This is a genomic window from Stackebrandtia sp., from assembly GCF_035643755.1.
Lineage (GTDB): Bacteria > Actinomycetota > Actinomycetes > Mycobacteriales > Micromonosporaceae > Stackebrandtia.
The window spans coordinates 1-22,778 of record NZ_DASQPW010000196.1; the positions used below are offsets into that span (position 1 = coordinate 1).

Annotated in this window: 20 protein-coding genes; 13 read left to right on the plus strand and 7 right to left on the minus strand. The window is 70.4% G+C overall.

The features are described from left to right. The 5 genes from VE172_RS14920 to VE172_RS14940 form a co-directional block, all read left to right on the plus strand. The coding region (locus VE172_RS14920) for a type I polyketide synthase (RefSeq protein WP_324802716.1) at nucleotides 1-3,324 on the plus strand (3,324 nt) is incomplete at its 5' end. Beyond that, nucleotides 3,317-4,690, plus strand: a complete 1,374-nt coding sequence (locus tag VE172_RS14925) for an FAD-dependent oxidoreductase (protein ID WP_324802717.1) — start codon at nucleotides 3,317-3,319, stop codon at nucleotides 4,688-4,690. The genes VE172_RS14920 and VE172_RS14925, both read left to right, overlap by 8 nt. Beyond that, a complete protein-coding gene (locus tag VE172_RS14930) occupies nucleotides 4,691-6,001 on the plus strand; it encodes an alpha/beta hydrolase (RefSeq protein ID WP_324802718.1) in 1,311 nt (436 codons plus the stop codon). A 47-nt stretch (nucleotides 6,002-6,048) separates the two neighbouring features. Beyond that, on the plus strand, nucleotides 6,049-6,744 hold the full coding sequence (locus tag VE172_RS14935; RefSeq protein ID WP_324802719.1) for a 4'-phosphopantetheinyl transferase family protein: 696 nt from the start codon (nucleotides 6,049-6,051) through the stop codon (nucleotides 6,742-6,744). A 3-nt stretch (nucleotides 6,745-6,747) separates the two neighbouring features. After that, nucleotides 6,748-7,716 carry a TolB-like translocation protein gene (locus VE172_RS14940; protein WP_324802720.1) on the plus strand — a complete coding sequence of 323 codons (969 nt, stop codon included), beginning with the start codon at nucleotides 6,748-6,750 and terminating at the stop codon, nucleotides 7,714-7,716. Here the strand turns inward: VE172_RS14940 and VE172_RS14945 are convergent. Next, nucleotides 7,713-9,005, minus strand: a complete 1,293-nt coding sequence (locus tag VE172_RS14945; RefSeq protein ID WP_324802721.1) for a metallophosphoesterase family protein — start codon at nucleotides 9,003-9,005, stop codon at nucleotides 7,713-7,715. The genes VE172_RS14940 and VE172_RS14945 overlap by 4 nt on opposite strands. 153 nt (nucleotides 9,006-9,158) lie before the next feature. Between VE172_RS14945 and VE172_RS14950 the strand changes: the two genes are divergently transcribed. Further along, nucleotides 9,159-10,745 carry a cation:proton antiporter gene (locus VE172_RS14950; RefSeq protein WP_324802722.1) on the plus strand — a complete coding sequence of 529 codons (1,587 nt, stop codon included), beginning with the start codon at nucleotides 9,159-9,161 and terminating at the stop codon, nucleotides 10,743-10,745. On the opposite strand, the gene VE172_RS14955 is transcribed toward VE172_RS14950, so the two are convergent. Next, the gene (locus tag VE172_RS14955) at nucleotides 10,670-11,362 is read right to left on the minus strand and encodes a Pr6Pr family membrane protein (RefSeq protein WP_324802723.1); all 693 of its coding nucleotides are present in this window, start codon (nucleotides 11,360-11,362) and stop codon (nucleotides 10,670-10,672) included. The genes VE172_RS14950 and VE172_RS14955 overlap by 76 nt on opposite strands. 71 nt (nucleotides 11,363-11,433) lie before the next feature. On the opposite strand from VE172_RS14955, the gene VE172_RS14960 reads away from it, so the two are divergent. Then, nucleotides 11,434-12,366 (plus strand): carbohydrate kinase family protein, encoded by a 933-nt coding sequence (locus VE172_RS14960; protein WP_324802724.1) that lies wholly within the window; start codon nucleotides 11,434-11,436, stop codon nucleotides 12,364-12,366. On the opposite strand, the gene VE172_RS14965 is transcribed toward VE172_RS14960, so the two are convergent. Beyond that, nucleotides 12,363-12,794, minus strand: coding sequence for an OsmC family peroxiredoxin (locus tag VE172_RS14965; protein ID WP_324802725.1), 432 nt, complete (start codon nucleotides 12,792-12,794; stop codon nucleotides 12,363-12,365). The genes VE172_RS14960 and VE172_RS14965 overlap by 4 nt on opposite strands. Nucleotides 12,795-12,858: 64 nt before the next feature. After that, entirely contained in the window at nucleotides 12,859-13,233 is a 375-nt protein-coding gene (gene aroH, locus VE172_RS14970) for a chorismate mutase (RefSeq protein ID WP_349258392.1), read from the minus strand. A 167-nt stretch (nucleotides 13,234-13,400) separates the two neighbouring features. Between aroH and VE172_RS14975 the strand changes: the two genes are divergently transcribed. Beyond that, nucleotides 13,401-14,264: a transglutaminase domain-containing protein gene (locus VE172_RS14975; protein WP_324802727.1), complete on the plus strand. Its 864-nt coding sequence runs from the start codon at nucleotides 13,401-13,403 to the stop codon at nucleotides 14,262-14,264. Here VE172_RS14975 and VE172_RS14980 read toward each other — a convergent pair. Continuing rightward, a complete protein-coding gene (locus tag VE172_RS14980) occupies nucleotides 14,228-15,028 on the minus strand; it encodes a rhomboid-like protein (protein ID WP_324802728.1) in 801 nt (266 codons plus the stop codon). The two genes, VE172_RS14975 and VE172_RS14980, sit on opposite strands and share 37 nt — an antisense overlap. 131 nt (nucleotides 15,029-15,159) lie before the next feature. Here VE172_RS14980 and VE172_RS14985 point away from each other — a divergent pair, with 131 nt between their 5' ends. From VE172_RS14985 to VE172_RS14995, 3 genes are read left to right on the plus strand one after another with little or no spacing between them, the layout of a single operon-like run. After that, a complete protein-coding gene (locus tag VE172_RS14985; RefSeq protein ID WP_324802729.1) occupies nucleotides 15,160-17,481 on the plus strand; it encodes a M20/M25/M40 family metallo-hydrolase in 2,322 nt (773 codons plus the stop codon). A gap of 16 nt (nucleotides 17,482-17,497) precedes the next feature. Continuing rightward, nucleotides 17,498-18,412: an ornithine cyclodeaminase family protein gene (locus VE172_RS14990; protein WP_324802730.1), complete on the plus strand. Its 915-nt coding sequence runs from the start codon at nucleotides 17,498-17,500 to the stop codon at nucleotides 18,410-18,412. Nucleotides 18,413-18,472: 60 nt separating this feature from the next. Then, nucleotides 18,473-19,177 (plus strand): hypothetical protein, encoded by a 705-nt coding sequence (locus VE172_RS14995; protein WP_324802731.1) that lies wholly within the window; start codon nucleotides 18,473-18,475, stop codon nucleotides 19,175-19,177. A gap of 12 nt (nucleotides 19,178-19,189) precedes the next feature. Here VE172_RS14995 and VE172_RS15000 read toward each other — a convergent pair whose 3' ends face one another. Then, nucleotides 19,190-20,359, minus strand: coding sequence for a trans-sulfuration enzyme family protein (locus VE172_RS15000; RefSeq protein ID WP_324802732.1), 1,170 nt, complete (start codon nucleotides 20,357-20,359; stop codon nucleotides 19,190-19,192). Between the two features lie 127 nt (nucleotides 20,360-20,486). Next, nucleotides 20,487-21,251: a lysophospholipid acyltransferase family protein gene (locus VE172_RS15005; protein ID WP_324802733.1), complete on the minus strand. Its 765-nt coding sequence runs from the start codon at nucleotides 21,249-21,251 to the stop codon at nucleotides 20,487-20,489. 132 nt (nucleotides 21,252-21,383) lie between these two features. Between VE172_RS15005 and VE172_RS15010 the strand changes: the two genes are divergently transcribed. Together VE172_RS15010 and VE172_RS15015 are read left to right on the plus strand one after the other, a co-directional pair. Then, nucleotides 21,384-22,160 (plus strand): alpha/beta hydrolase, encoded by a 777-nt coding sequence (locus VE172_RS15010; RefSeq protein WP_414715107.1) that lies wholly within the window; start codon nucleotides 21,384-21,386, stop codon nucleotides 22,158-22,160. After that, nucleotides 22,157-22,657 (plus strand): hypothetical protein, encoded by a 501-nt coding sequence (locus VE172_RS15015; protein WP_324802734.1) that lies wholly within the window; start codon nucleotides 22,157-22,159, stop codon nucleotides 22,655-22,657. The genes VE172_RS15010 and VE172_RS15015 overlap by 4 nt, the downstream gene beginning before the upstream one ends. Nucleotides 22,658-22,778: the final 121 nt, after the last annotated feature.

A 22,778-nucleotide genomic window follows, 5' to 3' on the forward strand; every position in this document is an offset into this window, starting at 1 on the left:
GTGTTGCGCGCCAACCTGATCCGCGATCGGCTGTCCGGGCGCGGCGGCATGGCGTCCATCGGACTGCCGGTCGCCAAGGTCGGCAAGCTCATCACGCAATGGGGCGATCGAATCTCCGTGGCCACGATCAATGGTCCCCATGCGACAGTGGTGTCGGGCGAACCCGGCGCCCTGGACGAACTGCTGGCCGCCTGCGAGATCGACGGGGTCCGGGCCCGGCGCGTCGCGGTGGACTACGCCTCCCACTCCACTCAGGTGGAAGCGATCCACGGCGACCTGTTGGAGACGCTCAGCGGCATCAGTCCGCGGCAGACCCGCGTGCCGCTGCGCTCCACGGTCACCGAGCAGGTCGTGGCCGGGGAGACCCTCGACGCCGACTACTGGTTCCGCAACCTCCGCCACACCGTGCGACTCGACCCGGTCATCAGGTCGCTGCTGTCGAGCGGGCACCGTGCGTTCATCGAAGTCAGCCCGCACCCGGTGCTGTGCGACAGCCTCGCCGCGATCGCCGAGGACCTCGGCGTCGACGCACTGGTGGTGGGGTCGTTGCGACGCGACGACGGCGGCGCCGGACGGTTCCTCACCTCGGCGGCCGAGGCCCAGGTTCGCGGGGTCCACGTCGACTGGCCGATCGAACCGGTCGGGGCGCCGGTCGACCTCCCGACCTACGCGTTTCAGCGTCAGCGGTACTGGATCTCCCCGGAGTCGGCCGGGCGCGCCGACTCCGCGCCCTTCGGGTGCCGGGTGGCGCCCCTGGCCGACGCGGACGCCGCGATCCTGCACGCCTCGCTGTCCCGCAGGGACGACGCCTGGCTCGGCGACCATGTCGTCAACGGCCGCGCCGTGGTGCCGGGAACCGCATTCGTCGAACTGGCGATCCGGGCCGGCGACGCGCTCGGTTGCGGGCACCTGGTCGAACTGAACTTCGCCGAGCCCCTTGTCCTGGGCCCCGACGACCGCAGCCAGATCCAGGTGCGGGTCGACGAACCCGACGCCGACGGCCATCGGCCGGTCACGGTGTACTCGATGGCCGAGGCCGCCGAACAGACCTGGATCCGCCACGCCGCGGGCGCGCTGGCCGCGTCCCGGGCCGCTTCCGCGCGCCCGGACCCCGCCGTCGTCGTCTGGCCGCCCCACGGCGCGCGTCCGATCGACGCGGACGAGCTGTACGCCGGCACCGCGCGGCTGGGCTACGACTACGGCCCCTGCTTCCGCGGCATCACCCGGGCGTGGCGCGGCGACGACGAGATCTACGCCGAGGTGACGCTTCCCGACGACCAGCGCGCCGGGGCCGCGGGCTTCGGGATGCACCCGGCGCTGTTGGACGCCGCGCTGCACGGCTTCCTCGCCGACCGCGTCGACGACCCCGACGCCACGGTGGCGCTGCCGTTCACCATCGCGGGAGTGGAGCTGCACGCCTCGGGCGCCACCGCCCTGCGCGTCGTCCTGCGGCACAACGACGACGATTCGGTGCGTGCCCACATCGCCGACCAGACCGGCTCGCCGATCGCCACGGTGGAATCGCTGTTGCTGCGCGAACTCGCCGAGCCGCAGCGGCTCCAGGCGGCCGGCCCCGGCGGCCTCTACCGCCTCGACCTGGTGCCCGTCGAGGCCGAAGACCATGCGGCCGAACGACTTCCGACGGTGACACGCGCCTCCGAATTGGACGACCTTGCCGCCGCGACTCCCCCGGTTGTGCTGGCGCGAGTCGCCACCGGCGACGTCGCCGACACCGCCCTCGCCTGTCTGGAACTGGCCCAGGCGTGGCTGAAGCGCGGCGACGCCGGCCGCCTCGTCTTCGTCACCGCGGACGACTCCGCCGTCTCGACGGCCGTCGCCGGTTTCGCCAGGGCCGCCTCCACCGAGCACCCTGACCGCTTCGCCTTGGTGCGCGGCGACAGCGACAGGCCCCGCGCCCTACCGTCCGCGTCGGAGCCCGAGCTTCATCTCCGCGATGGACGGGCCACGGCCCCCCGCCTGAGGCGGCTCGGCGCCTCGACGGCCGCTTTCGCCTGGGACACCGACAAGACCGTCCTGATCACCGGCGGCACCGGGACCCTGGGCGGCATCCTGGCCAGGCATCTCGCCGGACAACACGGCGTTCGCCGCCTCATGCTGGTGAGCCGCGGCGGAATGCGGGCGCCGGGATCGGCCGAGCTCGTCGCCGAGCTGCGGGAGCTCGGCGCGGACGTCCGCGTCGAGGCCCGCGACCTCACCGACCGGGCCGCGACCGCGCGGCTCCTCGACGGCGTCGCCCTGGGCGCCGTGATCCACGCGGCGGGCGTGCTCGACGACGCGCTCATCGAGTCGATGACGCCCGACCAGCTCGACCGGGTGCTGCGCGCCAAGGCCGAGTCCGCGGCGATCCTCGACGACCTGACCGACGGCATGGACCTGGACGCCTTCGTGATGTTCTCGTCCATCGCCGGCGTCATCGGCATGGCGGGGCAGGCGAACTACGCCGCCGCCAACGCCTTCCTCGACGGGCTGGCCCTCCAGCGCCGCGCCCGGGGACTGAGGGCCACCGCGATCCGTTGGGGCCTATGGGAACAGGCCAGCGCGATGACCGGCCACCTGGACCGGCGCGACCTCGCGCGGGTCGGGAGCGCGGGCGTGACCCCGCTGGGGACACCGCAGGGTCTGGCATGGTTCGACGCCTGCCTGGCCCGCGACGAGCCGAACCCGATCGCCGCTCGACTGGACATCCCCCGGCTGCGGGAGCGCGCGGAGGCCGGCGACCTGCCGCCGATCTACTCCGAGCTCGTTGCCGCCCCGAACCGAAGACAGGCCGGGACCGAGGTGGCGCGGGCCGACCTCGCCACCCAACTGGCACAGCTGTCCACTGAGCATCGTTCGCGGTACCTGCTCGATCTGGTGCGTTCGCACGCCGCGACCGTGCTGCGCCTGGGATCGGCCGACGACGTCGGACCCGACGTGACGTTCCGCGAGGTCGGCTTCGACTCCCTCACCGCGGTCGAGCTGCGCAACCGACTCAACCGGCACACCGGGCTGCGGCTTCCCAGCACGGTCGCGTTCCTCCACCCCACCGCCGCACAGCTGGCCGCGCGGATCGGCGAGGATCTCGCCGCCGAGGCCGCACCCGCTGTGCCCCAAGCCTTCGAGGATCTGGACCGGCTGCGCGGCTCCATCGCGCAGCTCTCCAGCGGCGACACCGACCGAACCGAGGCGATATCCCGACTGAGCGCGCTGCTGGCCGACCTTCAGGCCGAGGCGCCCTCCGGTTCCACGGGATACGCCGACCTCGATGCGGCCACCGATGATGAAATGTTCGCCCTCATAGACAAGGAGCTCCATAGTGAGTGAAACTCCGTCCTCAGAGGAGGACGCGGCGTCTCGCGCGGCCCCGGATGAGGCGCCGCCGAGACGGGCGATCGTCTGCGGCGCCAGTATGAGCGGGCTGCTGGCCGCCCGCGCCCTCAGCGACCACTTCCCCAAGGTGACGATCATCGAGCGCGACGCGCTGCCGGACGAGGCCGCCTCGCGCCGCGGTGTTCCGCAGGGTGAACACATCCACGTGCTGCTGGCCCGTGGCGGGCAGGTCCTGGACGAGCTGTTCCCGGGACTGGTCGACGAGCTCACCGGCCAGGGTGTCCCCTTGGCCGACATGATGACGCAGACCCGGTTCGTGTTCTCGGGACACGAGTTCGCCCGTGGAAACTGTGAATCCCAACTGATCCAGGCCTCGCGCCCGCTGCTGGAGCACACCGTCCGATCCCGAGTGTCCCAATTGCCCGGTGTCGAGATCGTCGACCGGTGCGAGGCGACCGGGCTCATCGTCTCCGACGGCGCCGTGGTCGGCGCCAAGATCACGCATCTGGGCGACGAGCCTCGCGAGGAGTCCCTCGACGCCGAGCTGGTCGTCGACGCGATGGGCCGCTCCGGGCGCATGAAGACCTGGCTGACCGAGCTCGGTTACGACGCGCCCGCCGAGGATCGCGTCAAATGCGACGTCACCTACGTCAGCCGCACCTTCCGGATGCCCGCCGACGCGCTGGGGCCCGACCGGTTCGTGTTCGTCGGCGCCGAGGCCGAGCGCCCCAGCCTGTTCGGCATCGTCAATGTGGAGGGTGACCGATGGATGGCCACCAATGCGGGCATGGCGGGCATCCGGCCGCCGTCCGATGAGGCCGGTTGGCTGGCCTTCGTCGAGACGATGCCGATCCCGGACGTCGCCAAGGCGCTGGCCGATGCCGAGCCGCTGAACGACTTCGTCACCCACCGGTTCCCGGCCAGCACCTGGCGACGCTACGACCGGTTGGGCCGGCTGCCCGCCGGTCTGCTGGCCTTCGGCGACGCCATCTGCAGCTTCAATCCCGTGTACGGCCAGGGAATGACGGTGGCGAGTCTGGAGGCCCAGGCGCTGCGCGAGTGCTTGGGCAAGGGCACCACGGACCTGCCGCGGCGCTTCTTCAAGTCCGCCGCCAAGGTCATCGGCGCCCCCTGGCAGTTGGCCGGTGGCGGCGACCTCGCGATCCCCGCGATCGAGGGCGACCGTCCGCTGCCGGTACGTCTCATCAACCGATACGTGGCGCGCATTCACGCCGCCTGTGCCGCACACCCCAAGATCGCGGCGACGTTCATCCGGGTTGCCGGATTCCTCGACGCGCCCTCGGCGATCTTCTCCCCCGGCTTCATGGCCCGGGTGCTTTCGACCCCCAGGAGAAAATAGATGTCCCTGTTCAAACGTTGGTCGCCGCGAACGCGCCGACTCGCACTGGCGGCCGCGGCCGTCGTGGCCCTGTCGGGTCTGGTCTACACCGGGGCCCAAGCGCAGGCGGATGGTCAGGCGACCGAGTGTAAGGACGCCGCGGTGCCGGTGAAGGTCGGCGGCACCTCCGGGTCCATCGCCGGCACCCTGTGCACCCCACCGAACGCCACGGCGGTGCAGCTGCTGGTGCACGGCTGGACGTACAACCGCCAGTATTTCGATACCCCATACGAATCCGGCACCTACTCGTACTCACGCGCCGCCAACGCCGCCGGGTACGCGACCTTCGCCATCGATCGGCTCGCGGCCGGCGAGTCGCTGCACCCGTTGAGCCTGTTCGACACCTTTGACAACGACGTGCGCACCGTCCACGAGGTCGTCCAGGCATTGCGCGACGGCTCGCTGGGCAGCACCTTCGACAAGGTGGTCGGCGTCGGTCACAGCACCGGCTCGGCGGTGGTGACGGCCGAAGTCGGCAAGTACAACGACCTCGACGCGGTCGTGACGACCGGGTACACCCACATGTTCAACTCCGTCTACACCGCGCCGACGGTGGCCGGACGCGACTACCTGGCGTCCGGCGACGAGCAGTTCGCCGACCGCGACCTCGATCCGTTGTATCTCACGAGCATCCCGGGAACGCGCTACACCTTCTACGAGAAGGACAACGCCGATCCCAAGATGATCGACACCGATGAGAAGGTCATGCGCGACACCACCAGCCTGATCAAGCTCGCCACCATGCCGGTCCCGGGTGACCTGAAGAACCAGAACCGCCACACCAACCTGCCCGTGCTGGCCGTCAACGGCGCGCACGAGCCGCTGTTTTGTGGTCTGGGCACCGCGACCTGCACCTCGGACGACGCCATCGCCGAGTTCGAGCGAAAGTGGTACGGACCTAAGGCCACGGTGGAGGGATATTCGGTTCCCGGCACCGGCCACGACATCATGCTCGAGAAGAACTCCCCCAAGGCCGCCAAGCGGATCCTGCGGTTCGTCGACAAGTACGTCGGGCATGGTGACGGCATGATCGGCAGCGCGCCGGGCACCCGACCCGAAATCGTCGAGCGGTCGCAGACGAGGCCGCCGCTGACCGCACGGCTCGCCAACAAGGCGCTGTCGGCGGCGGTGCTGCCGCTGGTCGACCGCTACGCGGACACCGTCGACCCGCTTCCCGGCATGGACGGCTCCAACCCCGTTCCGATCACCGGGGACCTGATGGTCGCGATCGCCAAGCTGGTCGGGCACGCGCAAGACGGCCTGCACCTGTAGCGGGCGCGGGTTTGGAAACCATGGTTCGTCAACGGCCGCGGTGTCGCGTGTGGTGGGCTCACCCGCGCGACACCGCGGCTTGGCATCGCACCCTGTTCACCGACGCCGAGCGTGATCGGGCGGCGGCCTACCGGCACAAGGTCGACGCCGATCGATTCATGGTGGGTTGCGCCTTGACCCGCCTGGCCCTGGGGCAATGGCTGGGGACGGCCCCCGCCGGGGTGCCGCTGCGACGCGACTGCCCGGATTGCGGGCGGCCCCACGGCAAGACCCGTGTGGACGGCGACCCGGCCTTCGTGTCGGTGTCGCACTCGGGCGATTGGGTGGTGGTGGCGGTGACCGATGCCGGTCCGATCGGCGTCGATGTGGAGGCGCATCGCGGCATCGGCGATGATCTCGCGCGCACCGTATTGGACGACACCGAGTTCCGCGAAGTGAAGCAGGCGCCGCCGGGACGGAAGGAGGCCGCGTTCTTCACCTACTGGGTGCGCAAGGAGGCGGCCGTCAAGGCCACCGGCGACGGTTTGAGAACCGATCTGAAGAAGGTACGGGTGTCGGGCTATCGCCAGCGGCCGCTGGTGCTGGAGTACCCCGCGTCCCCCGCGATGTGGCTGGCCGATCTGGAAGCCGGCGCCGATCACTCCGCCGCCGTGGCGGTGATCGCCCCGCGAATCCCCGCCGTCACGCACCACAATGGAGCGGAACTGCTGTCGACCCCCGCCTCGCCGCACGCCTTAGGCTGAGGCATGACCAGACGCTCCTGGACGGCCGTGATCGCTGGCGTGGTGCTGGTGGCGGGGCTCGGGCTGTGGTGGTGGATCCCGGATTCGACACCCGACCATCACGCTTCCGACCCCTTGCGGCCGAACGAATCCGGCACGGCATTGTTCCTGGACGGGTCCGGGAGCGAGCCCGTGGTGGCGCAGGTCGGCGCCGACGGGCACGGCGCCGCGACGCGCAGCGGCCTGAAGTGCCAGCGGGTGTACGGCGCGGCCGGCACCACGGTGTGCCTGTACGAGACGTACCGTCCGCCCGGATTCAAGGCGGCCGTGTACGACCGGCGGATGTCCCGGGTGGCGGCGGTGCGGGTGGACGGGACGCCGAGCCGGGCGCGGGTGTCGCCCAGCGGCGCGTTGGTGGCGTGGACGGTGTTTCGCACCGGCGACTCCTACCAGCCGCACGGCAGGTTCTCCACCACGACCGGGATCATGGACGCCGACGGCGGGCGCCTGCACGCGTCCCTCGAGGACTTCGCGGCCTATGTGGACGGAAAGCGCTACGACGCGAAGGACAGCAACTACTGGGGCGTCACCTTCGCCTCCGACGACAACACCTTCTACGTCACGTTGTCCTCCCGCGGGCACACCTGGCTGATGCGCGGCGACCTGAGGCGCGAACGCCTCACCAGCGTTCGCACCAATGTGGAGTGCCCGTCGTTGTCGCCGGACGGCACGCGCATCGCCTACAAGAAGAAGGTCTCCGATGACCGCGACCATCCGTGGCGGCTGCACGTCCTGACCCTGAAGGGCGGCAAGGACGTCGCGCTCGCCGAGCGGCACAGCGTCGACGACCAGGCCGTGTGGATGGGCGCCGACACCATCGCCTACGCCCGGCCCATCAACGGCAAGGGACCGTCGGTGTACACGGTGCCCGCCAACGGCTCCGGAGCCCCGAGGCTGTGGCGGGCCAGCGCGTCGTCGGTGTCGCCCCTTTAGGACGACGCCTTGTGGCACTTCTGGGAACCGGAGTCGGTGAACTCCCTGCCTGCCTGCGGCACGAAGTCCCAGGCGTAGTCGGTGCTCGACAGCGTCATCTTCAACACTCCGTAGGTGCCGTCGTCGCCGGCCTCGAAGTTCGGGACGTCGGCGTTGAAGTCGTACAGGCTCTGGCCGCCGCTTCCGACCACGAACTGGCGCACCCCGTCGGCGGAGGGGTTGCCGTCGGCGTCCTGGAGGGCGTAGCGCTGGTAGTTGTGGTCGTGGCCCGACAGCAGGATGTCGGCGTCGGCGTCGTCCAGGGCGTTCCAGATCGGCTTGATGTCGGTGTTGGAGCCGTGGTCGCCGCGCGAGTAGCGCGGGTGGTGTTCGTAGGCGGCGGTGCAGGGCTTGGTGTTGGCGGCCAGGTCATCCTTGAGCCACTTGACCTCTTCAGATCCTTCGGAGATGTCGATATTCGAGTTCAGCGAGATGAAGTGCCAGTCGCCGATGTCCCACGAGTAGTAGCCGCGGGCCGGGTCGCCGGCGGCGTCGCCGAAGTACTCGTAGTACCCGGATCCGTCCGAGTTGTACTCGTGGTTGCCGGGCGAGGGGTGGGTCTTGTCCTTGAAGCGGCCCCAGGTGGGGTCGTATTTGCTCATGAACTCGTCGTAGGTGCCGTCGTTGTAGGCGTTGTCGCCCGCGGTGAACACCGCGTCGGGGTTGATCTGCTCGATCTGGTCCGAGGTGGACTCACACATCGGTCCACACAGGTCGCCGGCGCCGGCGACCACCGGGTTGGCGTCCTGCAACGGCCGGGTCCCGTAGTCCATTCCAACGATGGAGTAGCTGCTGGAGTCGGCGTTCATCGATCCCGTCAACCGCACGCAGTCGCCCGAGAACGCGCGGGTGGTGAACTTGCGGTCCTTCCAGGCGTGGCCCCTGAAGGTGAAGCTTCCACCCTCGGATCCCTTGGTGCGCAACCAGTCGTCGCCCGTCAGGTTCAGGCCGCCGAAGGTGAGCCGCAGCCACTTGGCGCCGTCGTGACACACCTGGCGTCCGTTCGTGAAGCTGCCCGCGGTGCCCATTTCGGACACCGGCGCGGACTTCATGCCGCGCTGCCCCATCTGGTCGACGACCTCGGCGTACGTGGAGTCGTGGCTCTTGTCCCTCATCGCCACGGAGGCGCCGAACGACGTGGCGGTGGTGCTCAGGCCGAGCACCAGCACGACGGTGATCGCGCTGACCAGCCAGGTCTTGCGTTGGCGGAGGAGGGAAGTGGCGGGACCTCTGGGGTGTGCGGACGCCATGATGTCGCCGTCCTTTCTGGGCTTCGCGGGTTGCCGATACTATTGACAGTAGTGGCGCAGCGCGTGAAGTCAACACCTACGCATCCACCGCCACTCACGCGGCAACGCGCGTTGCCGCCCCTCGAACGCCCCCATGTCTTAGTGTCAGCGGTCATGAGCCCGATCGCCGTCCTGTTTCTCCTGGTGTTGGGCGGGGTCCTACTGGTGCCCGTCGCCGAACGGCTCCGGCTGCCCGCTCCGATCCTCACCACGGGCCTCGGCCTGGCGCTGGCCCTGATTCCCGGCGTCCCCGACGTCACGCTGTCTCCGGAGCTGATCCTCCCGGTCGTGCTGCCGCCGCTGCTGTACGCGGCGGCGCGGCGGTCGTCCTGGCGCCAGTTCGCCGCCAACCTGAAGCCGATCCTGTTGCTGGCCGTGGTGCTGGTGTTCGTCACCACGACCGTGGTCACCATCGTGGCCGCCACGATCCATCCCGCCCTGCCGATCGGCGCCGCGCTGGTGTTGGGCGCCATCGTTTCGCCGCCGGACGCCGCGGCCGTCACCACCGTGGCCGGGCGGCTCGGGCTCCCCCGCCGGCTGGTGACCATTTTGGAGGGCGAGGGGCTGTTCAACGACGTGGTGGCCCTGACCCTGTACCAGGTCGCCGTCGCCGGGGTGGTCACCGGATCGCTGTCGCCGCTGGGCTCGCTGGGCTCGTTCGCGTACTCCGGGATCGTGGCGGTGGCCATCGGCTTCGCCGTCGGCTTCGTCAGCAAGGTGCTGTTGGACCGGATCGCCGACTCCCGGCTCACCACGGCCCTGAGCCTGCTGGTGCCGTACATCGCGTACGTGCCCGCCGACGACCTGCACGCGTCGGGCGTGCTGGCCGTGCTCGCGACCGCGTTCTACCTGGGCGCCCGCTCCATGGACCCCGACGACATCGAGGGACGGCTGGTGCGCGGGTCCTTTTGGGACGTCACGGAACTCATGGTCACCGCCGTCACCTTCGGCATCATCGGCCTGGAGCTGGTCGCCGTGATCGGCGACTTCAACGGGCGCGTCACCGGCCTGGCCCTGTATTCGGGACTCATCGCCGGCACCGTGATCCTGGCGCGCGCCGTGTGGATGCTGTTGGCGATGTGGGTGACCCGCTGGAGGCTGTCGTGGACCGGGTCGCCGATCGGTTGGCGGGCGACGGTCGTGGTGGCCTGGTGCGGGATGCGCGGCGTGGTCACCACGGTCACCGCGCTGGCCCTGCCCTTCACCACCCGGGCGGGCGATCCCTTCCCCGGCCGCGAGCAGATCCAGCTGGTGTCGATGGCCGTGGTGGTGGCGACCCTGATGCTGCAGGGCCTCAGCCTGCCGTGGCTGATCGGGCGGCTCGGGCTGCGCGCCGACGCCACCCGGGAGGCCGCGGCCAACCGCAAGGTCGTGGAGTGCGCGCGCCAGGCCGCCACCCGCCGCCTCGAGGAGCTGGCGGGCACCGGGCGGGTGCCCACGGAGTTCGTCGAGCGGATGCACAGCTGGTACGACATGGTCAGCGCCGCCGAGCTCGATCCGTCCAATATCGATTCCGATTCCGACGCGGCCCGGCTGCTGGCCAAACGCACCAAGATCCGCAAGCTCGAAAACGAGATGCTGGCCGCGGCCCGCGCCGCCCTGGTGGAGGCCCGCACCCAGCCGGGCTACGACCCGGCCGCGGTCGACTCGGTGCTGCAGTCGCTGGACATGCGCTCCCAGTCGCTGTCGTCGGCGGGCTGACGCCGGTTCGAATACCACACCACCGCGAGGTTCACCGCCACCACGAACGCCGCGACCGCCGCGCAGGCGGCGGCCACCGCGCCGTAGCCGCCCGAGTGAGCGGGGTCGAGAAACGGGTACGGATACCAGCCGGTCGCGTGCCCGCGCAGCAGCGTATATCCAAGGTAGACGATCGGGAACAGCAGCCACCACAGGCAATCCCGATACGACAGGCGCGCCCGCGCCGGGTCCAGCAGCCAGTCGACCACCAACACCACCGGCATGATCTGGTGCATCACCAGGTTCACCAGCGGCGGCGTGAGCGCCTCGATCCCCTCGTACCCCGACAACAGCGTCAGGTACACCACGCCCGTGGTGACCAGGTAAACGGTGGCCGCGCCCCGAAACGCGTCCATCACCCGGCCGCCGCCCAACAGCAGCGCCGCCGCCACGAACACGCCGCCGGCGAACAGGTTGCTCTCGATGGTGAAGTAGGACAGCATGTTGACCATGTTGAACTGCGGTCGCTCGCGCACCACCACGATGTTGTAGACGAACGTCGCCAGGGTGAGCGCCCCGAACGCCATCCGATACCCGGCCACGACCCACCGTCGAGCGTTGTCCCCCGTACCCCGCATTCCGGACATGCTAGGTCATGCGCGCTAGGGTTTCGGCCCGATGGGACCACTCGGGACGAAGGGAGACGACTGTGGACGCGATCGCCGTCGTCGGCGAGGCCGTCGCCGACGCCGTGGCGGTGCCCGGCGACGGCGCCCTGCGGCTCGACATCACGCCCGGCGGCAGCCCCGCCAACACGGCGGTGGCGCTGTCGCGGCTGGGCACGACCGCGCGGTACCTGGGCCGCCTGTCCACCGGCGTGCTGGGCGGGCGCCTGCGCCACCACCTGGAGGCGTCCGGAGTGGACCTGAGCGGCTCGGTCGCCACCGACCGTCACGCCACCCTGGCCATCACGGCGCTGGACGAAGCGGGCAAGGCCGCCTACGACTTCTACCTGGACGAGACGGCCGACTGGCACTGGACGGCCGCCGAGCTGGCCGATCCCGCGCCCGGGGCGGGCGCCGTCCACACGGGATCGCTCGCCCTGGCGATCGCCCCGGGCGCCGCCCTGATCACCGATTACCTGCGCCGCATGCGTCCCACCGCGACCATCTCCATCGACCCCAACGCCCGCCCCGGGATGGTGGACGCCGCGACCTACCGCGAGCTGTTCCCACTGTGGACGACGATCGCCGACATCATCAAGGTCAGCGACGACGATCTGGCCCACGTGTACCCGAACGCCGACGAAACCCGGCTGCGCGCCGCCTGGCACGCGGCCGGGGTCCGCCTGGTCGTCGTCACGCGCGGCGCGTCCGGGGCCACGGTCTCGCTGAACGGCGAGACCCGCGACGTCGCCTCCCGCCCGATCCGCGTCGCCGACACCATCGGCGCGGGCGACGCGTTCAGCGCGGGCCTGCTGCATCGGCTCAACGAGGCCGCCGCCCTGGGAGGCCGCCTCGACGACCTGTGCCTGGACGCCGCGGTCGACGCCGCGGCCTTCGCCGCCCGGGTCGCCGAACGCGTCTGCGCGGTCCCGGGCGCGGACCCGCCCTGGGCCGTCGACCTGGAGGGGCCCGCCTAGGCCAGCGAGGCGTCCAGGGTGATGTTGTCGACCCCGGCCAGCGCCTTGCTCACGGGGCACCCGGCCTTGGCCTCGTTGGCGGCGGCGACGAAGTCCTCGGCGCTGATGCCCGCCACGGTGCCGCGCACGGTCAACGCGATCCCGGTGATCCCCCCGGCCGCCGGGTCGAAAGTGACCGAGGCGCTGGTCTGAAGGCTCTGCGGCGGCGTCCCGGCCTTGGTGAGCCCGGCCGACAGCGCCATCGAGAAGCACGAGGAGTGCGCCGCGGCGATGAGCTCTTCGGGCGAGGTCTTGCCGTTGGCGTCCTGCGACCGGGCCGCCCAGGTGACGTCGGCGTCGGGGCGCCCGGACGATGCGAAGTGGACGATTCCCGAACCCTCGGCGAGATTGCCGCTCCAGTTGGTGCGGGCGGTGCGCACTGTGGCCATGGTGTGTACTCCTTGAAAGTGTGGATGCACTCGATGTCTCTCACGAGATCATCGGCAGGCTAACTCAACGGCGGCTGGACACGGCGATGTCGGCGCGGAGTTTCGCGGCGCCGCCCAGATACACGTGCTGAAGCTCGCTGCGGGGCAGGGGGGTCTCGGCGTGGGCGAGGATCCGCACCACGCGCGGCATGGCCCCGTCGACGTCGAGTTCCTGGGCGCACATCAGCGGCACGTCGTCGAGGCCGAGCTGGCGCAACGCCTTGGCGGGGAACTCGCTGACCAGATCGGGCGTGGCGGTGAGGATGACGCTGATCAGGTCCTCCGAGTCCAGTCCGTTGGCGGACAGCATCCGTTGGAACAGCTCCTGGACGCTGTCGACGAGATGGTCACGGTCGTCGTGCTCGAGCTGAACGGCTCCTCGCAACGCACGCACCGGCATAGGGGTACCTCCATGGTTGACTGTCCGCGTCGGGAGCGGACGGTCGCGTCGTCATCGAACATTGAACACGCTCGTGACAACTCGGCCACCCCTATACCGTATTCCGGGACACATACCTGTGCGAAGCGCTTGACCCTGACACGGTGTCAGACGGCAGGCTCGCGTCCATGGACACCGACATGTACCGCGCCCTCACCCGCTACACCGACCCCGGGCGTCACAGCGCCCTCCTCGACAACCTGCCCGACGACGTCGCCGGGTTGGTCGAGGTGGTGCAGGGGCTGCTGATTCACGAGTTCCTGGTGGAGACCTACGGGGACGCCCTGACCGAGGAGCGCCGCGCCACGGTGCACCTGCGGCCCGTCGAGGCGATGCTGGGCGCCATCGTCGCCGCCGACCCCGCCCCGCTCGCCACGGCCCGTCCACCCCGGCGCCGCCTCGTGATCAACTGCCGCCACTACACGGTGCTGGCCGTGACACTGTTGCGGGCCAAGGGAATCGCGGCGCGGGCGCGCTGTGGGTTCGGGGGATACTTCGGGCCAGGCGTCTTCGAGGACCACTGGGTGTGCGAATACCTCGATCCCGGCACGGGGCGGTGGCGGCTGCTGGACGCCGAGCTCGACGCCACGCAGCGCGACAACTTCGGCATCGACTTCGACCCGCTCGACGTGCCGCGCGATCGGTTTCTGGTGGCCGGCGACGCCTGGCGCGCCTGCCGACAGGGACGGGCCGATCCGAAGGTCTTCGGGCTCAGCGCCATCAACGAGGCGGGCTACTGGTGGATCGCGGGCAACCTGGTTCGCGACGTCGCCGCCTTGAACAACGTGGAGTCACTCCCGTGGGACTGCTGGGGCCCGATGCCCAATCCCCACGCCGACATGGACGACAAGGCCAACGCGCTGTTCGACGGGCTCGCCGCGCTCACCGTCGTTCCGGGTCCCGAGGTCGTGCGGCGGTACCGCGGGGACACCGAGCTTCGGGTTCCGTCCACCATCTACAACGCGAATCTCGATAAGGACGAGGACATCTGATTCGTCGGCGGGCGGCGCCGCAGGTGTCGAGCGAGGTCGTCGACGTCGACGGGCGTGCGCAGCGGACGAATGATGAGCGTCAGCGCCGCCATCGCGAGACCGCAGGTGGTGGCCAGCAGGTGGCCGAGGTCCCACACGGTGCGGTTGATGACCAGGGGGGTGACGATGCCCGCCACCAACAGCAGCGCGAACACCGCGCGCGTGCGGCCGCGCATCGCCAGGACGGCGGCGGCGCAGCCGGCCACCATGATGTAGCTGACGCCCACGTCGGTGGACATCGCCAGGGACTGCGGCGCGTGGCCGTCGCGGATCGCGTGCAGCTCGACCGCGGCGGTCAACAGGGAGCCCAGGACGTGCCCGGTGACGCCGATCAGGACGATGCGGGGCGTGCCGTAGCGGCGCTCGGCCCAGGCGACCAGGGTGGCGAAGACGACGAGGTAGAGGCTCAGCCCGGCGCCCCGGTTGGCGACCCACAGGGCGCTGGAGGTGAGCACGACCAGCGGTTTGGTGGACAGCCGCGCCAGGTTGGTGCTCTGCAGCGTCGTCAGCAGGGTGATGAGCCGGGGCGGGGCGTTGCGTTGCAGGGTCGTGGAGGCGGTGAAGATCGCCATGTACGTGAACGTCGCCGGGGCGCTCATGACCCAGGCGTGGGCGCGGCCGGTCCACACCGACCAGCGGCCGACCAGGCGCCGGACCGGCAGGGACGCGACCGCGACGGCGCGCAGCACGTACCAGATCACGACGAGCGACAGCAATACGGGCACCAGCACCACCTCAGTGTCCTACCACGACGGTGTACCACAGGGAGACTTGGGCGATTACGACTAAAGTCTGACGCGAATTCTCCTCTCGCGGGGCGACGCGCCGCGCGAGCACACGATCGATACTGGTGCACATGCGCGATAAGTTGATCTCTTGTGGACGACGGTGGTGGGCGGGTGCCGCGGTGCTCGCGGTGTTGGCGGCGTTGGTGGCGGCGAACCTGGCCGTCGACGGCGGCCTGCCCGATCCTCGGCCGTCGTCGGCCCCGGGATCGCGGTTCAGCGCCGAACGTGCCGCTTCGGTGCTGCGTCAGCTGGCCGACCGGCCGCGTCCGCTGGGCGGCGCCGCCAGCGATCGGGCCCGGGACCTGTTGGCCGCCAAGCTGAAGCGGCTGGGTTTCGAGGTTCGGGTGGATCACGCCGTCGGCGGCACCGCGTGGGAGGGGGACGCGGTGTTCGGGCGGGTGGACGACGTGGTCGCCACGCTGCCGGGCCGCCGCTCGACCGGGCGGGTGGTGCTGGCGGCGCACTACGACTCGGTGCCGGGCGGGCCCGGCGCCTCCGACGACGCCGCGCAGGTCGCCGGGATCGTCGAGACCGCCAGGGCGCTGGCCGCCGATCGGGCTCACCGCAACGACGTGACGCTGGTGCTCACCGACGGCGAGGAGGAGGGGCTGCTGGGCGCCGAGGCGTACGCGCGGGCGCATCCGTCGCGGGGCGCCGACGTGGTGTTGAACTGGGAGGCGCGCGGCACCGGCGGACCGTCGCTGATGTTCGAGACCTCGGCGGGCAACGCGCGGTTGATCTCGGTGTACGCCGACGCCGCGCCGCACACCACCGGGGATTCGTCCATGGTGGATGCCTACCGGTACCTTCCCAACAACACCGACCTCACCGAGTTCAAGCAGCACGGGTATCTGGGGCTCAACTCGGCCAACATCGAGGGCGCGGCCTGGTATCACACGCCCGGCGACAATCTGTCGCATGTGGATCTCGGGACGCTGCAGGAACACGGGGACAACATGGTGGCGCTGGCCCGCGCCTTCGCCGACACCGACCTGTCCACGATGAGGGCGCGATCGGACACTGTGTACACGCACCTGTTCGGGGTGATGATCCGGTACCCCGCGTGGTGGGGATGGGTGTTGGCGGCGTCGGCGGTGGCGCTGTGCGCCGCGGCGGTGATCGTGGCGCGACGGCGGCGCATGTTGAGCCTGCCGAGGTGGTCGCTGGCGTGGATTTCGGGGCTTTTGCCGTTGGGGGTCGCGGTGGCGGCCGGACAGGTCCTGTGGACCGTCCTGACGGGCCTGCGGCCGGGGTACGGCGACTCGGGCGGCATGCTGTACCGCCCCGTCGGTTACGAGGCCGCGGTCGCGCTGCTGTCGGGCGCGGCGGTGTTGGCGTGGTATTGGTTGCTGCGCAAGCGGTTGGGACCCGCCGCCATGGCCCTGGGCGGGGTGTCCTGGCTGGTGTTGTCGGCGGTGGCGGGAAGCGCCCTGGTCTCGGTGCACACCGCGGTGGGTTTCACCCTGGCGGCGGTCGGGGTCGCGGCGGGAACGCTGGTGGCCGTGGCGGTTCCGCGCGCGGCGTGGCGGACGTCCACGGTGGCGTTCGCCCTGGGCGCGGTTCCCGCCTGCGTCCTGTTGGCGAGCATGGCCACGGAATTGTTCTCCACCTTCGGCATGGGGCTGGCGGGCGTATCGGGTTTCGTCCTGGCGCTGCTGGGCGTGGCGCTGGTTCCCTTGGTGGAGCCGTGGTGCGGCGAAACGGGGGCGCCCCGGCGCCGGTTCGCCTGGGGAGTGCCGCTGGTCGCCGTCGCGGCGGCGATCGCGGTTGCCGCCGCGGGAGTGGCGATCGACGGCTACGACCACCAGCACCCTCGCCGGTCGAACCTGGCGTACGTGCTGAACGCCGACACGGGCCGGGCGAGCTGGGTCACCACCGACACCGCTCGATCGCCGTGGACGGCGTCGTTCGCGCCGCACGCGGGAGTCGCGGACCGGGTTCCCTCGGGCTATGTGGACGATGGGCTGACCGCGTGGGGCGCCGCCAAACCCGTCGACGTGCCCGCCCCGACGGCTCGGGTGAAACGCGACGGCGGGAAGCTGAGGGTCCACATTGATTCGCCGCGGCACGCCTACGCGATCACGCTGCGGGTCGCGACGGGAGTCACCGCCGTCGCCGCCTCGGTTCACGGATCGGCATCGGTGACGAAGACCTTGCACCCCAAGGATTCGGGGACGTGGCCGTCCACGATCCGCTTCGTCGACCCGCCCTCCGGCGGCGTCGACCTCACGATCGGGCTCGCCGAGAACGCGCACCCGAAGCTGGTGGTCCTCGACGAGTCGCCGGGCCTGGGCTCCGTGCCGTGTTTCCGCGACCGTCCCGACGCCGAGACGCGCTCCCCCTACCGCTCCAGCGACACGGTCACGGTCGTCCGCGACGTCGCCTGGTGACGGCTATGGTGCCGCCATGTCCCGAGAAGTTGAGGTCCTGCGCGACGCCGACATCATCGCCCGCCTGACGGCCCGCGACGCCGTCGACTGGATCCGCCAGGCCATCGGCGCGGCGCACCGCGGCGAGCTGGTGACGCCGCCGCGCACCCACGTCCCCTTCGACGGCGGCAGGCTGACCTACACCGCGGGGCGGATGCCCGGTCGCTGGTTCGGCTACCGCAGCTACGACTCCTTCGACATGCCGTCCGGCGACCAGATCGTGGCGATCCACGCCGAGCCGTCCGGCGACGTCGCCGGTATCGCGGTCACCGCCGAGCTGGGGCCGATGCGGGTGGGCGCCATCGGCGGGGTGGCCGCCGACGCCCTGGCCTCCCCCGGTGCGTCCAGCCTCGGGCTGATCGGCACCGGCACCCAGGCGTGGATGCAGCTGTGGGCGATCAGCACGGTGCGGCGGCTCGACTCGGTGGCGGTCTACGGCCGCGACCCCGAGCGGCGGGAACGCTTCGCCGCCAACGCCTCCGAGCGCTACGGCCTGGACGTGCGCGCCTCGGACGGTCCCGAGGCGGCGGTGTCCGATCGCGACATCGTGGTCCTGGCGACCAACAGCGGCACCCCCGTGGTCGACGCCGCCGCGATCCGCCCGGACGCCTACGTCACGACCCTGGGGCCGAAGCTGCGCGGCCGCGCCGAGTTCGACGCCGCGCTGGCCGAGCGGGCCGCGCTGGTGGTGACGGACTCGCCGGCGCAGGTGCGCGCCTACGACCCGCCGTTCGTGTTGACGGGCACGCCCCACCTGGATCGGATGGTGTCGCTGGGGGCGGTGCTGGCCGGCGAGGTGCGCCCCGAGCCGGGCACGCTGTTTTGCTCGGTCGGCCTGGCGGGCACCGAGGCGTACCTTTTGGCCAGGCTCGTCGGCCTGGAGTTTCGCTGATTCGCGGCGGGTCGGGTAGATTCGTCGCGTTCCACTTCGATCACTTCCGAGGCCGAGACCATGAGTTACGAAGATCCCACCCAGCCGCAGCCGCCGTCCCAGGCGCCGATGCCCGACTACGGGATGGGACAGGCCACGCCTCAATCGATGCCGCCGTCCGACCCCTTCGGTGGCCCTCCCGGCCCGCCCGGCAACCTGCCGCCGCTGCCCGGTTTCGCGCCCCCTCCCCCGATGCCGCCCCGCAAGAAGCGCACCGGCCTGTACGTCACGTTGATCATCGTGGTCGTGGTGCTGATCGGCGCGGGCGTGACCGCGGCGGTCTACCAGCCGTGGAAGAACGGCTGGTTCGGTCTGGCCGCCGACGCGAAGTCCAGCCAGTCCTCCGGGGACCGGAACGACAGGGGCAAGACCTCCGACTCCAAGTCCAGCAAGGACAAGCCGTCCGACAAGTCCTCGTCGGCGGACACCGACAAGGGCGTGCCGTCGGACGTGGCCAAGAAGGCCTGGCTGGCCCCCACCTGGGAGAAGGCCAAGTCGTACATGTGCGACGACCTGGCGTCCAAACTGGAGAAGAACGGTTCGGCCAAGAAGTACAAGGCCCCCAGCAAGGACCTGAAGGTCACGGCGTCCAATGAGGAGATCAAGGGCGACACCGCCACGGTCACGATCACGACCGCGACGGGCGCCAATTCCGCCAAGCACGACGTGGAACTGACCAAGCAGCAGGGCGACTGGAAGATCTGCAAGATCACGACGCGGGGCTGATGCCCGGCGGGCTCAGGCCCCGATCTTGTCGAGCGCGCGGGCGAAGTCGTCCACCAGGTCGTCGGGATTTTCTATGCCGCAACTGATCCGCACCAGGTCGTCGGTGACCCCGGCGGCGGCGCGGTCGGCGGGGCTCATGCCCGCGTGGGAGGACTTGGCGGGCACGGTGATGAGGGATTCGACGCCCCCGAGGCTGGGCGCGTAGTACGGCAGCTCGACCGTCTGGCACAGTCGCTCGGCCGCGGCGGCGCCGCCGACCGGGCGGACGCTCAGCATGCCTCCGAACCCGTCGAGGAGCTCGCCGGAGTGCGCGCGGTCGGGGTGGTCGGGCAGGCCCGGGTAGTTGACGGCGGCGACCTTGGGGTGGGCGGCGAGCATGGTCGCCAGGGCCTGGGCGTTGGCGTTTTGGGCCTTGACGCGCAGGGCGAGGGTCTTGAGGCCGCGCGCCAGCAGGAAACCGGCGTGGGCGTCGAGGCTGCCGCCGTAGTGGTTGAGGGTCTTGCGGACGGCGTCGACCCGCTCGGCGCTCCCGATCACGGCCCCGGCGACCAGGTCGGAGTGGCCGTTGAGGTACTTCGTGGCACTGTGGACCGACAGGTCGAAGCCGACGGCAGGGGGCCGGAAGTTCACCGGCGAGGCGAAGGTGTTGTCGATGATGGACACCAGGCCCGCGCGGCGGGCGAAGGCGGCGATCTCGGCCAGGCGCCCCACCCGCATCAGCGGGTTGGTGATGGTCTCGACGTAGATCGCCTTGGTGTCGGGGGTGGCCGCCGCCTCCCAGGACGCGGGGTCGTGCGGGTCCACAAAGGTGTAGGTCCAGCCGTTGTCTGTGGCGTGGTGCGTGAAGAAGTCGTGGGTGCCGCCGTACAGCGTGTTGCCGACCAGGATGTGATCCCCGGCGCGCAGCACCGAGTGCAGGGACGTGGTGATGGCGGCCATGCCCGAGGCGGTGGCCACGGCGGCCTCGCCGCCCTCCAGCGCCGCCAGCTTGCCGTGCAGGTAGACCTGCGAGGGCGTGGAGTTCAGCCGCAGGTACTTGATGTCGTGGTAGTCGGTGCCTTCGTCCACTGAGTACACCGTCCCCTGGTAGATCGGGAAGACCACCGAGCCCTCGGGGCCGGGACGGCGTTCACCGGAGTGGACGGCCAGGGTTTCGATGCGGGATTCGGGACGGGACGACATGGCGATCCTCCTGGTTGCGACCGGCGCGACGTCTTGATGCTGCCATGGCCAAAGCCGCCACGGAAGCGATGGCCGCGGTGGCGCGTGACACAGCGTGTCGGCGCGGTCCGGCAGCCGCGCCGGGGCGTCATTCCTCGGGGGTGTCCTGATTGGCCGTCGCCTGGCGATCCAGCGCGGCCTTGACGGCCGCGGCCTCGGCCGCCGAGGCCGACGCCTTCTCCGCCAGCTCCTTGACCTTCGCGGCGTACTCGTCGATGTAGGCCTGTCCGGACAGCTCCATCAGGGCGTACATGATCTCGTCGGTGACGGCGCGCTCCACCACCCGTTCGCCTGCCAGCCCGGCGTACTTGGTGAAGTCGATGGGCTGGCCGATCTTGATGTAGACCCGCCCGATCTTCGGCAGCCGCTTGCCGATGGGCTGCAGCTCGCCGGTGTTCATCATCGCCACGGGGATCACCGGGGCGCCCGACTCCAGGGCGAGGCGGGCCACGCCCGTCTTGCCGCGGTACAGCTTTCCGTCCGGCGACCGGGTGCCCTCGGGGTAGATGCCGAACAGCTCGCCCTCCGACAGCACCCGCATCCCGGTCTCCAGGGCCGCGCGCGCCGAGGAGCCGCCGGTGCGGTCCACCGGGATGCAGCCCACGCCGCTGAAGAACATCCTGGTGAAGAACCCCTTGACGCCCTTGCCGGTGAAGTAGTCGGACTTGGCGATGAATATGATCTTGCGCCGCACCACCAGCGGGAGAAATATGGAGTCGGAAAAAGACAGGTGGTTGCTGGCGATCACCGCCGCCCCGGTCTTGGGAATGTTTTTCTTCCCGTCGACCTTGGGTCGATAGAGCAATCGCAGCCAAGGCCCGACGACAAACCACTTCAGGACCCCATACAGCACGCTGCTCTCCTTGACGGTCACGTTTTACGAAGTAGGTAGAGGTTACTGCCGCGAGCGCTCGGGCGGGTACCGTGCACAGGGTGGTTACCTGTCGTGTAAAGATTTGAGCAGACGACGAAAGAGGTGCCTGCCGTGTCCGTTCTGAGCGGGGCCGAAGCGATCCACCTCGACGCCGGCGCCGACGCCCCGGCGACCATTGTGGTGTGTCACGGGTTCACCGGCACCCCCGCGTCGGTCCGTCCGTGGGCGGAATATATGCACACATGTGGCTATAACGTGATGGCACCGAGACTGCCCGGCCACGGCACCCGCTGGCAGGACCTGGCCACCACCCGCTGGCCCGACTGGTACGGCGAGCTCGAGAACGCCTTCGACGACGCGCTGCGGCGCGGCAGACCCGTGTTCGTCTTCGGGCACTCGATGGGCGGCACCCTGGTGTTGCGTCTGGCCGAACAGCGCGGCGACGAGGTCGCCGGCATCGCGGTGTGCAATCCGTCGGTGTTCGACCCGCGCTTCGCGGTGAGGTACCTGGTGCCGTATCTGCGGCTGGCGGTGCGCTCGGTGCCCGGCATCGGCAGCGACATCGCCAAGCCCGAGACCTTCGAGACCAGCTATCCGCGGGTTCCGTTGGCGGCGCTCAATTCGCTGCGGCAACTGTGGACGATCACCCGCGAGGACCTGCCTCGGATCACCCAGCCGATCACCGTGATTCACAGCGCCACCGACCACATCGTCGATCCGCGCAATTCGCGGATCGTGCTGGACGGGGTGCGCAGCTCCGAGGTCTCGGAGCACCTGCTGCCCCGCAGCTACCACGTGGCCACCTTGGACTACGACGCCCCGCAGCTGCACGAGCAGAGCGCCGAGTTCGTCGCCGCGCGGCTGGCCGCCCTGGAGGAGGCGTCATGAGCCCTTCGCATGACGACGACCCCGACCGGGCCCGCGACTCCAACTCCGACGGCGAGCTGGGCGACAAGGAGGTCGACGAGCGCTTCGCGGAGCTGATCTCCGACTTCGACGACACTCCTCAGTGGCCGGATGAGGACGCGGAGGAGGCCGACAAGCCCTCCCCCCGCCCGGCGGTGACCGAGGACGAGGAACCGACGCTGCTGGAGCTGCTGGACGCCGAGGTCCCCGAGGACGAGGACGACGAGGAGGAGGTCTACGAGCCGCCGCCACCGGCGCCGATGCCGATCCCCTCGCTTCCGGCGGTCCTGGGCACCCTGATGGTGCTGGGCGGGCTGACGCTGATCATCTCGCCGGGCCTGCTGCACGTCCCGCGGGACCTGGCACTGGTGACCGGTCTGGCCGGCTTCGTCGGCGGGGTGCTGATGCTGATCTGGCGGCTGCGCCCCGAGCCCGAGGACGGCGACGACTCCGGCGACGACAACGGCGCGGTCGTCTGAGGCGCCCGACCGCTAGCGCTGGTAGGGGTGGTACGGCGGGGGCGGCCGCATGGCCATCCGCCACCGCTGGGCCTCCACGGACGACAGCGACACGCACCCCATCAGCGCGGTGACCGCGACG

Coding starts and splice junctions, on each gene's coding strand:
- VE172_RS14930 (WP_324802718.1), top strand. CDS start 4,691: ATGTCCCTGTTCAAACGTTGGTCGCCGCGAACGCGCCGACTCGCACTG.
- VE172_RS14940 (WP_324802720.1), top strand. CDS start 6,748: ATGACCAGACGCTCCTGGACGGCCGTGATCGCTGGCGTGGTGCTGGTG.
- VE172_RS14945 (WP_324802721.1), bottom strand. CDS start 9,005: ATGGCGTCCGCACACCCCAGAGGTCCCGCCACTTCCCTCCTCCGCCAA.
- VE172_RS14950 (WP_324802722.1), top strand. CDS start 9,159: ATGAGCCCGATCGCCGTCCTGTTTCTCCTGGTGTTGGGCGGGGTCCTA.
- VE172_RS14955 (WP_324802723.1), bottom strand. CDS start 11,362: ATGCGGGGTACGGGGGACAACGCTCGACGGTGGGTCGTGGCCGGGTAT.
- VE172_RS14965 (WP_324802725.1), bottom strand. CDS start 12,794: ATGGCCACAGTGCGCACCGCCCGCACCAACTGGAGCGGCAATCTCGCC.
- aroH (WP_349258392.1), bottom strand. CDS start 13,233: ATGCCGGTGCGTGCGTTGCGAGGAGCCGTTCAGCTCGAGCACGACGAC.
- VE172_RS14975 (WP_324802727.1), top strand. CDS start 13,401: ATGGACACCGACATGTACCGCGCCCTCACCCGCTACACCGACCCCGGG.
- VE172_RS14985 (WP_324802729.1), top strand. CDS start 15,160: ATGCGCGATAAGTTGATCTCTTGTGGACGACGGTGGTGGGCGGGTGCC.
- VE172_RS14990 (WP_324802730.1), top strand. CDS start 17,498: ATGTCCCGAGAAGTTGAGGTCCTGCGCGACGCCGACATCATCGCCCGC.
- VE172_RS14995 (WP_324802731.1), top strand. CDS start 18,473: ATGAGTTACGAAGATCCCACCCAGCCGCAGCCGCCGTCCCAGGCGCCG.
- VE172_RS15000 (WP_324802732.1), bottom strand. CDS start 20,359: ATGTCGTCCCGTCCCGAATCCCGCATCGAAACCCTGGCCGTCCACTCC.
- VE172_RS15015 (WP_324802734.1), top strand. CDS start 22,157: ATGAGCCCTTCGCATGACGACGACCCCGACCGGGCCCGCGACTCCAAC.